This is a genomic window from Ammoniphilus sp. CFH 90114 (genome assembly GCF_004123195.1).
GTDB lineage: Bacteria > Bacillota > Bacilli > Aneurinibacillales > RAOX-1 > YIM-78166.
In genome coordinates this window covers 190,053-204,945 of sequence record NZ_SDLI01000007.1, presented here as the reverse complement: position 1 = coordinate 204,945, position 14,893 = coordinate 190,053, and the positions used below count along the sequence as shown (strand labels likewise).

17 protein-coding genes are annotated in these 14,893 nt (G+C 41.1%); 7 read left to right on the top strand and 10 right to left on the bottom strand.

Features of this window, described 5'->3' with window-relative positions:
- Positions 1 to 24 precede the first annotated feature (24 nt).
- Both EIZ39_RS17175 and EIZ39_RS17170 read left to right on the top strand, forming a co-directional pair.
- Entirely contained in the window at positions 25 to 249 is a 225-nt protein-coding gene (locus EIZ39_RS17175; protein WP_129201317.1) for a DUF1128 domain-containing protein, read from the top strand.
- Between the two features lie 11 nt (positions 250 to 260).
- On the top strand, positions 261 to 1,559 hold the full coding sequence (locus EIZ39_RS17170) for a BaiN/RdsA family NAD(P)/FAD-dependent oxidoreductase (RefSeq protein WP_129201316.1): 1,299 nt from the start codon (positions 261 to 263) through the stop codon (positions 1,557 to 1,559).
- Positions 1,560 to 1,616: 57 nt separating this feature from the next.
- Here EIZ39_RS17170 and EIZ39_RS17165 read toward each other — a convergent pair whose 3' ends face one another.
- Positions 1,617 to 1,889 carry a hypothetical protein gene (locus EIZ39_RS17165; RefSeq protein WP_129201315.1) on the bottom strand — a complete coding sequence of 91 codons (273 nt, stop codon included), beginning with the start codon at positions 1,887 to 1,889 and terminating at the stop codon, positions 1,617 to 1,619.
- 178 nt (positions 1,890 to 2,067) lie between these two features.
- Here EIZ39_RS17165 and typA point away from each other — a divergent pair, with 178 nt between their 5' ends.
- Positions 2,068 to 3,903, top strand: a complete 1,836-nt coding sequence (gene typA, locus EIZ39_RS17160; RefSeq protein ID WP_129201314.1) for a translational GTPase TypA — start codon at positions 2,068 to 2,070, stop codon at positions 3,901 to 3,903.
- Positions 3,904 to 3,955: 52 nt separating this feature from the next.
- Here the strand turns inward: typA and EIZ39_RS17155 are convergent, their stop codons facing one another.
- From EIZ39_RS17155 to EIZ39_RS17140, 4 genes are all read right to left on the bottom strand, one after another.
- Positions 3,956 to 5,404: an LCP family protein gene (locus EIZ39_RS17155; RefSeq protein ID WP_129201313.1), complete on the bottom strand. Its 1,449-nt coding sequence runs from the start codon at positions 5,402 to 5,404 to the stop codon at positions 3,956 to 3,958.
- Positions 5,405 to 5,624: 220 nt separating this feature from the next.
- On the bottom strand, positions 5,625 to 6,734 hold the full coding sequence (locus EIZ39_RS17150; protein ID WP_129201312.1) for an ABC transporter ATP-binding protein: 1,110 nt from the start codon (positions 6,732 to 6,734) through the stop codon (positions 5,625 to 5,627).
- Positions 6,735 to 6,836: 102 nt separating this feature from the next.
- Positions 6,837 to 7,823: a PucR family transcriptional regulator gene (locus EIZ39_RS17145; protein WP_129201311.1), complete on the bottom strand. Its 987-nt coding sequence runs from the start codon at positions 7,821 to 7,823 to the stop codon at positions 6,837 to 6,839.
- Positions 7,824 to 7,826: 3 nt separating this feature from the next.
- Positions 7,827 to 8,624, bottom strand: a complete 798-nt coding sequence (locus tag EIZ39_RS17140) for an alpha/beta hydrolase (protein ID WP_129201310.1) — start codon at positions 8,622 to 8,624, stop codon at positions 7,827 to 7,829.
- A gap of 159 nt (positions 8,625 to 8,783) precedes the next feature.
- Between EIZ39_RS17140 and EIZ39_RS17135 the strand changes: the two genes are divergently transcribed.
- Complete coding sequence (locus EIZ39_RS17135) at positions 8,784 to 9,683, top strand: acyl-ACP desaturase (protein ID WP_129201358.1); 900 nt, start codon at positions 8,784 to 8,786, stop codon at positions 9,681 to 9,683.
- 60 nt (positions 9,684 to 9,743) lie between these two features.
- Here EIZ39_RS17135 and EIZ39_RS17130 read toward each other — a convergent pair whose 3' ends face one another.
- Positions 9,744 to 10,862: a DUF3900 domain-containing protein gene (locus EIZ39_RS17130; RefSeq protein WP_129201309.1), complete on the bottom strand. Its 1,119-nt coding sequence runs from the start codon at positions 10,860 to 10,862 to the stop codon at positions 9,744 to 9,746.
- A gap of 193 nt (positions 10,863 to 11,055) precedes the next feature.
- Here EIZ39_RS17130 and EIZ39_RS17125 point away from each other — a divergent pair, with 193 nt between their 5' ends.
- Positions 11,056 to 11,250, top strand: a complete 195-nt coding sequence (locus EIZ39_RS17125) for a hypothetical protein (RefSeq protein WP_129201308.1) — start codon at positions 11,056 to 11,058, stop codon at positions 11,248 to 11,250.
- A gap of 34 nt (positions 11,251 to 11,284) precedes the next feature.
- Here the strand turns inward: EIZ39_RS17125 and EIZ39_RS17120 are convergent, their stop codons facing one another.
- Positions 11,285 to 11,506, bottom strand: a complete 222-nt coding sequence (locus EIZ39_RS17120; protein WP_129201307.1) for a hypothetical protein — start codon at positions 11,504 to 11,506, stop codon at positions 11,285 to 11,287.
- 155 nt (positions 11,507 to 11,661) lie between these two features.
- Between EIZ39_RS17120 and EIZ39_RS17115 the strand changes: the two genes are divergently transcribed.
- On the top strand, positions 11,662 to 11,889 hold the full coding sequence (locus EIZ39_RS17115) for a hypothetical protein (protein WP_129201306.1): 228 nt from the start codon (positions 11,662 to 11,664) through the stop codon (positions 11,887 to 11,889).
- Positions 11,890 to 12,020: 131 nt separating this feature from the next.
- Complete coding sequence (locus tag EIZ39_RS17110) at positions 12,021 to 12,329, top strand: winged helix-turn-helix domain-containing protein (protein WP_129201305.1); 309 nt, start codon at positions 12,021 to 12,023, stop codon at positions 12,327 to 12,329.
- Positions 12,330 to 12,372: 43 nt separating this feature from the next.
- Here the strand turns inward: EIZ39_RS17110 and EIZ39_RS17105 are convergent, their stop codons facing one another.
- The 3 genes from EIZ39_RS17105 to EIZ39_RS17095 are packed head-to-tail and all read right to left on the bottom strand — an operon-like array spanning position 12,373 to position 14,886.
- The gene (locus EIZ39_RS17105) at positions 12,373 to 12,936 is read right to left on the bottom strand and encodes a cupin domain-containing protein (RefSeq protein WP_129201304.1); all 564 of its coding nucleotides are present in this window, start codon (positions 12,934 to 12,936) and stop codon (positions 12,373 to 12,375) included.
- A 30-nt stretch (positions 12,937 to 12,966) separates the two neighbouring features.
- Positions 12,967 to 13,869 carry an ABC transporter permease gene (locus EIZ39_RS17100; protein WP_129201303.1) on the bottom strand — a complete coding sequence of 301 codons (903 nt, stop codon included), beginning with the start codon at positions 13,867 to 13,869 and terminating at the stop codon, positions 12,967 to 12,969.
- A 12-nt stretch (positions 13,870 to 13,881) separates the two neighbouring features.
- A complete protein-coding gene (locus tag EIZ39_RS17095; RefSeq protein WP_129201302.1) occupies positions 13,882 to 14,886 on the bottom strand; it encodes an ABC transporter permease in 1,005 nt (334 codons plus the stop codon).
- Between the last annotated feature and the right edge of the window lie 7 nt (positions 14,887 to 14,893).

Below are 14,893 nucleotides of genomic sequence, written 5' to 3'. Positions count from 1 at the left end.
ATTAACTAATTGGAGATGATATAAATGAATCTTGCAAATCCTAGTCGTGAAAATATGGTGCATATGCTTAATGAGCTACAAAAGAAATTAACAATGGCTAATACCTCCGTCATGAATCCTGATGCTTTTGAATTAGATATTTATGAGGATCTGCTAGACCTCTTTGAAATGGTCATGCGTAAAGAACGATTTAGCATCAGCGAGATGGAAGCCATCGTAAGCGAACTAGGGAGTATGCGAAAAAAATAAGAGGGACAATTATGAAATATGATGTGATTATCATTGGTGGAGGCCCTTCAGGTCTCATGGCGGCTGTTGCAGCCGGACGTTCTGGAAGCAAAGTTCTTCTGTTAGATAAAGGAGACAAGCTCGGAAGGAAATTGGCGATCTCCGGTGGCGGACGTTGTAATGTAACGAATGCAGGGAGTATTGATTTCATTATTAAGAATATCCCCGGTAATGGGCGTTTCCTACATAGTGCGTTTTCTGTTTTCAATAACAAGGATATTATTGAATTCTTTGAAGGGCTAGGCATCCCCTTAAAAGAAGAAGATCGTGGAAGGATGTTTCCCGTTACAGATAAAGCGAAAGATGTTGTTAATACTCTCATTAATCAAATTAAATTACTTAAAGTAGAGATTCTAACAAACGCCCCAGTAGATAAGGTCTTATATGAGGACCACGAGGTGAAGGGCATCCGATTAAAAGACGGGAAGCTCCTTGAAGCACGCTCCGTTGTCATAGCCGTAGGGGGGAAATCAGTTCCACATACAGGGTCAACGGGAGATGGATATGAATGGGCTCAGGAGGCTGGTCATACCATTACAGAGCTTTATCCGACAGAAGTACCGCTAACGTCGAAAGCACCGTTCATACAACAACGGGTACTTCAGGGACTCTCTCTGAGAAGTATCCACTTAGCTGTGCTAGATCCGCTCAAACACAAGAAAATTATCGAGCATGAAGGCGACATCATCTTTACTCATTTCGGATTATCCGGACCCGCTGCACTCCGTTGTAGTCAATTTGTCATCAAGGCCTTAAAAAAACATGGGGTTAAAGAAATCTCCGTGCTAATTGATCTATTTCCTACTAAAAAAGCAGATGAGATCATGGAGGAAATTCAGCGTAAGACAACGGAAGAACCGAAGAAAGCCATTAAAAATGTACTAAAAGGATATCTTCCAGAACGGTTGATTCCTTTACTTTTAGAATGGGCAGATATAGATGAGAGTACAACTTCTGCTCATCTGCCTAAAGATGGACTTGAAAAGCTTTCAAGATTATGTAAGGAGTTTCCAGTGCCTGTCAATGGTACATTATCCATTGAGGAAGCCTTCGTCACAGGTGGAGGGATCAACCTTAAAGAGATCGAACCTAAAACCATGAAATCTAAAATCATGCCAGGGCTTTTCTTTTGTGGAGAAATTCTAGACATCCATGGGTATACAGGTGGTTTCAATATTACCGCTGCTTTTGCTACCGGATATACGGCAGGACAAGGCGCAGCCGAATATAGTCGAAATGAGCAAGAACTTGCATTATTTCCTGTGGAATAAATAAAAAAACTTGGTTGACATTTAAAAAGTATGTCGTCAACCAAGTTTTTTTTTGTACTAATGGATCTGAGGCTCTTCTTCGCGAATTTTTTCTTCTTTCTTAATGACGGGATACTCAAAGGTCTTAACTTCCACCTTTGTCTTTTCCTTTTCTTTAGCGGATTGGGTAATTCCTACCAGTAAACTGGATAAGCCAAATCCAAACAACCCCCAACCAATGGGATTATCCACCAAATTGTCTTTTGGATTAGCTCTGCGCATAGGCATCATGAACAAGCCTAAAAGAGTAAAAACTCCTCCAAACAATAGCATCATTAACCCTCTTTGCATATCTGCATCCCCCCTCTTTGTTATTTAGTATGAAGAACTAAACAGCCTGCTATCCTTGGAATTAACTTCCCTTAATGAAATCTACATATATTCCTTTAGGTGTTTATAAAGAAATGTAGTATAATATCTAGGTTGAATGTAAAACTTTCTATGTAAGAGAACCCGAAGGAGCACAATAATGAAAAGAGAAGATTTACGTAATATTGCCATCATTGCACACGTTGACCATGGAAAAACGACTCTTGTGGATAAACTTTTACAACAGTCTGGGATATTTCGTTCTAACGAGCAAGTCCATGAACGCGTTATGGATTCCAATGACTTGGAGAGAGAACGCGGTATTACTATATTAGCGAAGAATACAGCGGTCAATTACAAAGGGCATACAATTAACATCTTGGATACCCCAGGCCATGCTGACTTCGGTGGTGAAGTAGAACGAATTATGAAGTTAGTTGACGGTGTACTGTTAGTCGTCGATGCCTTTGAAGGCTGTATGCCACAAACTCGATTTGTTCTAAAGAAAGCCCTTGAGCAACAGTTGACCCCCATCTTGGTTATTAACAAGATAGATAGGGAGAATGCCCGCCCTGAAGAAGTGGTAAATGAAGTTTATGACCTTTTTATTGATCTTGATGCCACTGAAGAGCAATTGGAATTCCCTGTTATTTACGCTTCTGGAATTAACGGTACTTCAAGTACTGATCCTAACCAACAGAACGAGAATATGGAATCCTTGTTCGACGCTATTATTTCCCACATCCCTGCTCCAGAAGTAGATGTGGATGGACCTTTACAGATGCAAGCAACGATCCTAGACTATAATGACTATCTAGGAAGAATCGGTATTGGCCGTATTCACCGCGGGGTTATCCGCAAGGGTCAAATGGTTGCCCATATTACTCGTGATGGTTCCATTAAGCAAGTGCGTATCGTCAAGCTATTTGGTTTTGCTGGCTTGAAACGAATTGAAATTGAAGAAGCTAAAGCGGGGGACCTTATCGCTGTACCAGGTCTTGCTGAAATTTACGTAGGGGAGACGATTGCTGATCTCGAAAACCCAGAAGCTTTGCCTCTTCTAAAGATTGATGAACCTACTCTTAAGATGACTTTCTCTGTCAATAATGGACCATTCGCAGGTAAAGAAGGGAAGCATGTTACCTCCCGTAAGATTAGAGACCGTCTGTACCAAGAGTTAGAAACCGATGTAAGTCTTCGTGTTGAGGATTCTGAAGGCGGAGAATCCTTCGAAGTATCTGGTAGAGGGGAACTACATCTTTCTATCCTTATTGAAACCATGAGAAGAGAAGGCTACGAGTTGCTGGTCTCTAAGCCTGAGGTAATTATCCGTGAAATTGACGGAAAGAAAATGGAACCAACTGAGCGTGTATTAATTGATGTTCCAGAAGAATTTACTGGTAATGTCATGGAGTCTCTTGGCTACCGAAAAGCTGAAATGATCAACATGGTTAATAATGGATTTGGAGCAGTTCGCTTAGAGTTCCTTATTCCATCTCGTGGCTTAATTGGCTACCGTACGGAGTTCATGACTTTAACTAAGGGTTATGGAATCCTAAACCATTCTTTTGACAGCTATCAGCCTTATATTGCTGCACAAGTGGGCGGTCGCCGAGTGGGAGTCCTCATCTCCCACGAAACAGGAGTCGCTACAACATATGGACTTCTTTCAGTTGAAGATCGCGGTTATATGTTTATTCATCCTGGAACCAATGTTTATGAAGGGATGATCGTAGGCGAACACAACCGTGACAATGACTTGGTCGTAAACGTGTGTAAAGAAAAGCATGCAACAAACGTAAGAAGCGCGACGAAAGATGATACTGTGAAACTTAAAACGCCTAGAACCTTGTCTCTAGAAGAAGCTTTAGAGTATCTTAACGATGACGAGTTCTGTGAGGTAACACCTAAATCTGTTCGTTTGCGTAAGAAGTACCTTAAGAAGAATGAACGTGAAAGTGCTAAGAAAGCACAACGATATGGAGTTACCCAATAAATAAGCTCTTCATAAAGAAAGAGGACCCTCGAGGGTCCTCTTTTTTCTTCTATTATCCTTGTGCTCCCTCTACCGGCTGTTGCGGTTCTGCTGGCTTCGGATTAGGTACAGGAGCTGGCGCAGGTGCTGGCGGTTGTAACATTCCTGGAGATTCTGCCGGGGCTGGTACTACAGCCGGTGAATCTGAAGGAGGTGAAGCCGGAGTGGATGGTTCTGGTTGTTGTGGTTGTTGTGGTTGTGCCGGTTGAACCGTTCCGCTTGGATTATCTTGTTGAACAGGTGGATCCATTGGAACGGGTTGTTCGGTTGGCTCAACTGGTTCTGCTGGTTTATTAGTTGGTTCTTTTGCAGGTGCTTCCTGTGCTTGGTTCTTAGGAGTGGTTGGAGTCTTGGCCGGTTCTGCTTTCTTGATTGGAGTTGACTTCGTTGACCCTCCATCTACACGCAAATTGGACTCAAACTTAACCCCTTCAATTCCCATCTCATGTTGGAAAGAATATTGAATTTGCTTTAGGTTTTCCTTCGGTATGATCGTATGAGAACTTGCTCGATCCCAATATCCGCCTGTATCTAAGCTCGCAATATTCTCAGAACCAACGGATTTGAAATCCATGACCAGCCCTCTAATTTGATCCTTAGATAGGTCTGTACGCGCGTGCTCCCCTGCTACATTCAGTACGCTGAAGAAGCTCGAAATCCCCGTAAAAGATTTCATCTTATCAACCATGCCTTTAACTACGATTTGCTGTCTTTGTCCTCGATCGAAGTCAGAAGAGTAATACTTCGGGCCTCTGTTATCTAAGCGATGACGCACATAATCTAGGGTCTGTTTACCATCTAATGATTGTCGTCCTGCTTCTAAGTTGATGTTCGTTCCGTCGGTTGGATCCGTATATTTCATACTTTTTTCTACGTCGATTTCAAGTCCACCCAACTTATCGACAACCTTAGTAAAGCCTTCGAAATCCACCATAGCATAATAATGGATAGGAATCCCAAGGGCCTCCTCTAATGTCTTCTTCAATAACGTTGTACCTGTTTCGGTAACGGGTTTACCGGTTTGTTCGGCTAGGCGACGCTCGCGCTCGCCTTTTGCATAGACGGAGTTAATCTTATGATAACCTTTATACCCTGGTATCTGTACCCCCGTATCCCGTGGGATAGACATCATGGTCACATGTTTCGTTTTCGGATTCAGAGCGGCTACAATGAGTACATCTGTATTCATTGTCCCAAGGCCTTCCCTAGAGTCCTTCCCAATCATAACAATAGAAATTGGATCTTGGTTATAGTTGACTGGTTTGGTCGTTTCTTCTTTAATTACTCCTGGTTCAGCTTCTATGGTAATATCATCTAAGAAATCTTCAACCTTCCACCAAACAGCCCCTGCCGCGATCGAAGCGAAGAGAAAGAAACTTAGGAGCATTCCAATCCATCGTCTTTTCTTTTTTGTCTTCTTCGTCTGTTTATTCTTTAAAGATCGATTTGTTTCAATTTGCATTGTTGTACCCCCACGCAACTAGATCATACCCATTAAAGCATAATGTACAACCATAAATTTAGCAATATCCTTTGTATGGGAAGACTTGTTTTTTCCCATACTATTAATTTATTCGAAAATGATCTACCCAATCAGACGGTAAAGAAGCAGAAAAAGTTTCATTCCTAAAAAAACAAAAGAGACTGATCTAGACAGCCTCTTAATCGTTCTCAGTTTAAATTTATCGGATAGCTTCCTCCGTTTTTGCATCAAAGAAATGAGACTTGTTCATATCGAATGCTAAGTCTACGTTTTCTCCACGCTTTTGCACTCCTCTTCCTTTCACACGTGCCGTAATGCTGTTCTTACCAACCGTGAGGTAAAGGAAAATTTCAGCTCCCATATTCTCGGCCACATCAATACTTGCTGTGAATTTAGACTGAGGAGCAGACTCTAGGAAAACTAGTTCGTCATGAATATCCTCAGGGCGTATGCCAAACGTGACTTCCTGATTTACGTATCCTTTTGTACGCAAGATCTTAGCTTTACCTTCTGGAATAAGAACATGGAACCCTTCGTTCTTGAAGAATAAGCTTCCACCTTCTTCTACAATTTTACCTTCAATAAAATTCATAGCAGGGGACCCAATAAATCCAGCTACAAACTTATTGGACGGAAAATTATAAATTTCTTGTGGAGTGGCTACTTGTTGAATAACGCCATCATACATCACCACAATACGGTCACCCATCGTCATTGCTTCCGTCTGGTCGTGGGTAACGTATACGATTGTCGTTTCTAATCGCTTGTGCAACTTACTGATCTCTGTGCGCATCTGTACACGGAGCTTGGCATCGAGGTTGGAAAGCGGTTCGTCCATTAAGAAGACTTGAGGTTCACGTACAATTGCTCGACCTAATGCTACACGTTGGCGCTGCCCTCCGGATAGAGCCTTCGGCTTACGATCTAATAAATGTTCAATATCAAGGATTTTAGCAGCTTCCCTTACACGCTTTTCAATCTCGGCTTTCGGGAACTTTCTTAGTTTAAGCCCAAATGCCATATTATCGTAGACGTTCATGTGTGGGTATAAGGCATAGTTTTGAAATACCATGGCAATATCGCGATCTTTCGGTGCTACATCATTCACTACACGATCACCGATATAAAGTTCACCTTCAGAGATATCCTCTAAGCCCGCAATCATCCGGAGAGTTGTCGATTTCCCGCAACCGGAAGGACCAACTAATACGAGGAATTCTTTATCTGCTACATCTAAATGAAAATCTTTTACTGTCAGTGCGTTATCTCCATACTTCTTTTTAATATGATTAAATTTCAATCCTGCCACTTGGTTTCCCCCTGCCATTGGTTAATTCTTACTCCTATTGTAACCAGAATCGAGCCTAACTCCAATTGGACAGGTTAAACAAAATTAGCGATAGGACTTTGGTCAATCTGTATGAAAGCCCTTGCAAAGAATCATCGCTAAGTAGACAAGATAGGCCTCCCGGCCGTTTCTTAAATCTCGTCCCGTCTCTTGCTTGAACCGTTCAATTCGATATAGAAGGGTATTCCTATGAATATAAAGTTTCCTTGCTGTTTCACTAACATTAAGATTCTCCTGGAGAAACACTTGAAGGGTAGAAAACAACTCTCCATTGACTTGTGACAACCCTTTTTCCCCTAGCACTTGCTCAACGTATCTCTTTACGCTTTCTTCAGGAAGATCAGACAGCATTAGCTCTAAAGGCATTTTCCAAGAAAAATACACACGGGCTTCTGGATCAAATTTTCTTCCAGCGTAGCACAGGTTTTTACCTAAATGAAAGGCTCCTGACCAATGGTGGATATCATGGACAGGGAGGGTAAATGACATTCGAACATGTTCCAATCCTTCCTCTAGCAAAAGCTCTGTCAACCCGCGCCCCAGTTCTTCTAACGCTTCCTGGTCTAACGGATCTAGAGCTAAGTCTCCTATCGATATGAAGAAATATCCTTGTAAATCACTTATATCTCCAAACACTTTTCCCTCAAAGTAGGATTCAATCATGGAAGAGAGGCCACTCTCTGCCTTCTCCATTTCGAGGTACAGAGGCATATAAACTTTATTATCATCCAATCCTAACTGCCTTGCTTCTTGAACCATTTGTACGATTGGTTTTCCGTCCATTAAATGATGAAAGAAGTCTAACACGCTCAATCCCTTAGAATAAGCGGAAGATGCCTCTAGAAGGAGCAATTCAATAAGCTGGATAGATTGAGGGTGCAACAATTTTAAAGGGTAAGCTACACATTGATTGATTTCAAATTGGAAGAGCAGCTCGTCCCCTAGCCTCCAACTCTGACCGATTTGCATCTGTGCCCTCGTACTTCTGACTTCTCCTCTTTGACCTATAATCCTATTCAATTGGTCTATCAATACATGCCCTTCTCTCAATTTTTAAGGTCTCCTCTCCTTCATCCACTTCACCATCGCATCCATAACCTCTTGCCTCTCCGGTTCACTCAGAAGTTCATGGTAAAGTCCCGGCCACAAGGTAAACTCTTTATCCGTAAGTTGTACATTGTCTATCCACTTCTTAGGGGCAGACGAATCAATGATAAGATCTTGACCCGCTTGATGAATGGCTATAGGAACATCTGGGAAAAGCACCTTCTCTTCCCAATTTCTTTGCATATGAACTTGAAGTTCTCGATACCACCGTACACTTACTCCCTTCACTCTTAAGGGATCATTCTCGATGATCCGTCGAGTTTCAATATTACGGGTAACAGCCTCTGTTGTCACTTCTGAGGGAAGGACTAGAGAAGGATAAAAAACATTAAGACTTTTTGCTATCCATTCTTTCCATGCAGGAACTCTAACCTTCAATGCAAAACAAGGAGAGGATAGGATGACGCCGCTCGCTTCTCTTTTCTTTACTTCCATAAATCTACTTACCACCAACCCTCCCAAACTATGCCCAAAAATAAAGGGAAGATGATGAGACTTCCTTCTAAACGCTTCATACCAAGTATCCACTGCATCTATATAATCGTCAAACTGATGGATATGGCCTCGTTTTCCAGGGGACTGACCGTGCCCAGGCAAATCCCCCCCCCATACATCAAGTCCAGCTTGATTCCACTGATCTACCGCCCATTTATAGGCACCTACATGCTCACCAGATCCGTGAACCAACAGAACAGATCCCCAAACCGGCTCGCTTCCGGGTGAAAAAAAGGTAAAAGTCTTCAATGTAAGTTACGCCTCCTACCATTTACTGAAATTTAACGAAATTTTAACATTAATTATCTTCAAAAATTCGACTCAATTTCTCTAAAAACAATTTTCTTTTGGTTTCAAAAACCTTTATAATATAAGTTATAGTGTTTTTTGAAGGGGGACGTTTTAGTGATTGAATACAGCAATGTAGACGCTAGATTAGAAGGGCGCCTAATGGAATTATACAAGGTTCACCGTGAAAGAGCTGAAAAGATTGACTGGAGCTATCATGATTTTATCCCTTGGGACAAGGCTCGATGCTTTAAGAAAGAACCATGGGAAGAAAGTCAAAGAACTCTACCCACAGCTATTTATACAGCTATTGAAACCGCCTTACTGACAGAAGTGAATCTTCCTTGGTTTACGACTCATCTTAACGTGACCTTCAAGGGTGCTTTAGAGCCTCTGGTAGACTTTATTCATACTTGGGTATCTGAGGAAGATCAACATTCCAGCTTATTAGAAACTTATCTCATTATTACTCGTAATGCAAACCCTCATGAACTGCGTAAGCTTAGAAAGCACGTGGTTGAGCAGGGATTTGAATGTGAGTTCCCTGAACCAGTACAAGTCATGGCATATACCGCTATTCAAGAGCTTGCAACGATGGTTTACTATAACAATGTTGCTAAAGTGGCACAGAACTATGATCGCGATTTAGCCACGTTGCTTAGACGCTTAGCCAAGGATGAAAGCTTACACTACGCCTTCTACAGAGATGCGGTTAAGGCTCACCTTGAGTTGGATCCTAATTATGTTTATCATGTCTCTCATGTATTGCTCAACTTTGGTATGCCCGGTAGAAACATGCCGGATTTTGAAGATCGCATGAAGGTCATTGGACATGAAGCGAATTATGGACCAGAGCAGTATTTTCTTCAGGTGGTTGATGTTCTTGTTGAGTTCTGGGGTATTCGTGAATTAACGCCTTCTCACTCTGAGGCAGAAGAAGCGAAGAACAACATGTTGAAGCACCATGATCGACTCAAGAAAATTTCAGAGAGAGCTGCACGAAAAAAAGCAAATGCATAACACCAGGTAGATTTTACCTGGTGTTTTTTCTTTCCAATAAAATTCAAACCTGGGTTACGATTAGAAGGGAGGATCTTCATCATTCCTTCCAGCTGCGACTTCTGTGTAGCCGTTTGAACGGAATTGCTTATTTGTGATCTTATGCATAACCTCTTCCAACTGATCAGGGCGTAGTAGTTCAATAGGAGAGATGCCCTTATCAAACTGAAAGGAGTCACCTTCAATCAGGACGACATAGCGATTTCCAATTTTAGCAAAGTGTATATTCTCTCCGTATTCCGATAACATGGACTTAACCATGACAGCATCAAGTTTGAATTTCATTTCCAAGTCCGGCTTTGCCTCAACCAGAGCTTGTGTTGCAGCCTCTACTTGATCTGGTGTCCACTTCTCCTGTAATTCTCTCTCTTTCTTTCCTGCCCATAAGTCCATTTCTTCGAGTTCCTTTTCCTTTTCTTCTTGCTCGACGGGAAAAGACTCCTCAATGAACTCTTGAACCATCCCCATGACCTGTGTATTCATCAACTCTGGTACAGAGGGCTCATAATCCACATACTTTAAAAAATCCTCAAAATAACGAGCGTGAGAAGACTGGAATATTTTCAACTCCCATTCATTTACCATTCCTTCTTCAGGCATATAAGGATAAAGGATGGATTTAATATTCTTCGCACTAATCGCCATCTGGACTTCCTGAATGATAAAGTCATCTGCAATTCGGGCGATCTTATTTTCAAAATCACACTTCATGATGAAGATGAATGGTTCATCAAAATATTTGGTGAGCTTTGCTCTTGCGATAATTAGGGCGCCCCCTCGACTAGCTGAGGTTTGAATATAAGCTCGAATCATATCATCTGTGGCTTTTTTGAAGTCCTCTATGCTCTCTGCCTTCTTTAGTCTGTAGAACATGTTATAGTTGGGGTTGCTGTCTAACCCATGACCTGGTTCTACAATAAACTTCCCAATTTTCGTTGGTGCTTGATCTGTTTTAGGAGTTCGTTCTGCCTTTCTTTTTACTGTTCTTGCAAACTCCCCTTCAAGAAACCACATGACATTACTTTCCTGGTAGCTGTTTTCATCGAATGTCTGGTAGTGCCTATAGGATGGAGAGGCCTGTTCTCCTTCTCCCTCCATTTTCACTACAAAAAACGAAAGATACTCAACCTTAAAATCCATATTGTCGTTTTCCCCTTAACCTAAGAGAATAGTTATCTTTTTAGACTTCATTATTATATCAGCTTTTCAAAAAGAAAAAGGACCACAAATCAATTTTATGCATGTATATTTTTGTCATAATATCACGTTTTCTGGATATATTTTAGCATTGGGGGAATTGTATTTTTTCCATGGTTAAAAAGGGGGAATTACGGTGGATGAGTTCCAAACTGAAATATACACAATATCAAATATAACTGCGCTCGAGGATATTAAAAAAATCATCAAAGACCAAGTGGTTGATCCTACAATATGTTGGCAAGAACGAATGTTGTTGTATCGTAAAGTTCAGGTGATTAACGAGCGAATAACGTTTCTTGGTGAAACAAGAAAAAAAGAAGCCTTATGAAAATTAAAGGCTTCTTTTCGCATACTCAATCCAATTAGGTATAAAAAATATCGTCTAAACAAGCTAATTCTCCATTTTCATCTAGCTCATAAAAAGTAATCTTTTCACCAAGTTTCATTTCTATAAAGCAGTCAGAGCAATAAAAGTACTTAGGGGCTACTTGTCCAACATTTATTCTTTGACAATTAGGGCACCTAACAATTCGATCTCCTTCTACACAACGATCTAAAAACTGATCTACTGGCATGACATCCATTCATTTTCACCTCATTCACGATGATCCACTCTTCTATCACTCAGTATAGACAAGAGATTCGTCCGTTAATCCTCTATTTGAAAAGGAATAGAGTAAAACGCTGCGGTAAACAATATGGTTAGTTTTACATGCACTATACTCAAAGGAGGATCAACATGAAGCAAAATCAAAACAATGATATGATCACACAAACGGCAAAAACGATTAAGGATGGAGCCGATACCGCATTTGATACCGTAGAAAACGCCGTTGCTGGGGCCGCGCAGGCCACCCAACAAGGTTTAGAAGCTGTAGAAAGTACTGCCATGAATGCAGTTGACCAGATGGCGAGTGCAGCAAAAAATATGGCGAAACGAATGAATAACACGAATCGAGAGAACTAGCCTAAGCTAGTTCTTTTTTATGTATTCTATTTTTGAATGTGATTTTTATCATAGCTGAGGATAAAAATCCATGTTAGCATCATGGTAAGCGTAAAAACATCGAAAACTAAAACCGAGAGGATGCTTCTCCTATGAAATTAGAATTATTGTTACCTATTTTCCGCTCCCTTCAAGATGACACTAGAATCAGTGTCTATAACTATCTTGTAGAACACCAAGAGACATTTAATTGTCAAGAGCTTGCTGCCGTTTTTAGTATTCACCCTAATGTTATGAGAGACCATTTAAAAACCTTAGAGCACGCCAATCTAATTGTAGAAGAACGCTCATCTTACAAAACGAATAAAACAGGTAGAAAGCCTATGGTTTACAAAGCAAACCCTCAAGTTTTCCATGCCCTTGATAAATGGAATCAGGAAATACGAGTACTCGTTGGATAAAAAAAAGAACTGTGTTCGTAAACACAGCTCTTTCTTTCATTACTTATAGTAAACAAGGGGTTAATACACATATGAGCTTACTTGGAGTAGATAAAGGGTTTGTGATTAAATGGGGGATGTGCGAAGGAAAGTGAATCGCATCTCCCTTTTTTAAATGAAATACTTCTTCTTCAATGGTAAAGTCAACTTCACCATCTAGCACATAATAAAACTCTTCTCCAGAATGTTGATTAAATCGTTTTTCATTCTGTGCAGGTTGAAGTTCCATAATTAAAGGATCCATCTTACGCTCAGGAAATTCCCCAGCTAATCGAATAAGTGTCGCAGAGGAAAAATCAACCTTCAGTTCCTTCTGGTCCACTTTGCGAATAACAAATTGAGTGTTATTCAGATCCATGAAGAATTTGGACATAGGGATATCTAAAGCTAGTGCTATCTTCTCCAATGAAGTGATAGCTAAAGAAGAAGTTCCCCGTTCCACTTGCGATAAAAAACTGATGGATAGGCCTGTGATTTCGCTCATTTCTTTTAATGTTATTCTTTTCTCGGTCCGTATTTCTCTTATCCGCTCGGAAATATGCAGTAAGACCTCGCTACCACTCGACATACCCTTACCCCCCATCACCCATTGATGTCTCTAGTTTTTCATTCTCGGGTCTAGTACATCTCTTAATCCATCTCCAATGAGATTGAATCCTAAAACAGTTAACATAATAGACAATCCTGGGAAAATAACGGTCCAAGGGGCTAACTGAATAAACTGTCTAGAATCGGCTAACATCTTACCCCATTCAGGTTCTGGCGGCTGTGCACCCATTCCAAGAAAACCAAGTGCAGCAGCCTCAATAATAGCTGTAGCAATCCCCAATGTACCTTGAACGATAATGGGTGCTAAGCTGTTAGGCAGGATATGATGGAAAAGAATTCGGCTATCTCGCATCCCTTGTGCTCTTGCTGCCATGATAAACTCTTCTTCTTTTAAACTTAATACCTTAGCTCTTACGAGACGACCAAAGTTAGGGATGTTAACAATCGCTATCGCTATTAGTGCATTCTGAAGAGAAGGACCTAATGCCGCTACAATCGCAATAGCGAGAAGGATACTCGGGAAAGCCAACATGATATCAAAGAAACGAGAGATAATCATGTCAACCCATCTTCCATAATAACCCGCAACAATCCCTAGGAAAGATCCAGCTATCATGGAGCCGATTACCGCAAATGTACCTACCCATAAGGAGATACGTGCACCATACAATATACGTGAAAAAATATCTCTCCCTAAATCATCCGTTCCAAACCAATGCTCAGCAGAAGGAGCTTGAAGGCGGTTCATCAAATCAGGTTCCTTGTAGTCATGTGTTGCTAACACCGGTGCAAAGATGGCAATGGTGACGAAGAAGATTATAATAAATCCCCCAACCATAGCCAGCTTATTTTTCTTAAGACCTCTCCATGCATCACGCCAAGGAGAGGATATCGGTTCGGACTTCTGTTTCAATTCATTATTCGTTTCTACTTGTGCAGTTAGTTGAGACAAAACTTATCACCCCTACCTATAGTTGATTCGTGGATCAATCAATGCATAGAGAAGATCAACGATTAAATTAATTAAGACGAAGATAACAGCGATAACGAGTATTCCAGATTGAATAACAGGGTAATCGCGGAAGCTGATAGCCTCAAAAATATAACGTCCTACCCCTGGCCAAGCAAATATCGTTTCTGTTAATACAGCACCGCCTAACAATAAGCCTGTTTGCAAACCAATGACTGTAACAACAGGGATTAGGGCATTCTTAAACGCATGCTTATATACGACTGGAAGCTGATTTAAGCCTTTTGCTCTTGCCGTACGAATATAATCGGAACGCATCACCTCTAGCATACTAGAACGCGTCATACGTGCAATGATGGCCATCGGAATCGTTCCCAAAGCAATACCAGGTAAAATTAAATGCTTGATTACAGTCCAAGCCTGATCTGGACGTCCAGCTATTAGAGCATCGATAATATATAAGTGTGTTACAGCCTCAACAGGATCGCGTGCATTCATCCGACCAAGAGAAGGGAGCCACTTTAACTCCAAAGCAAAAATCCATTGCTCCATAAGGCCTAACCAGAAAATCGGCATCGAAACACCAACTAAAGCAAAGATCATACTTGTATAATCAAACCATGAGTTCTGTTTCCAAGCACTAATAATACCTGCATTGACCCCAACGAAGACAGCTATTGCCATACTTACCAGTGTCAATTCAAGGGTAGCTGCCAAATATGGACCAATCTCCTCAGAGATAGGGACATTCGTGCGAATGGAATTGCCCAGATCCCCTTGCAACAATCTAGTCATGTAATTTAAATATTGCACATGAACCGGATCGTTCAATCCAAGTTCTTCACGAAGGGCTTCTTTGGATTCCTCTGTAGCCTTATCTCCTAGGATGGTTTCAGCCGGATCTCCAGGTATGGCATGTATAATAGAAAAAACGATAATAGACATCCCGATGAGTACGGGAATAAGCATAAGCAAACGCCTGATGATATATGACACCATGTTGTAA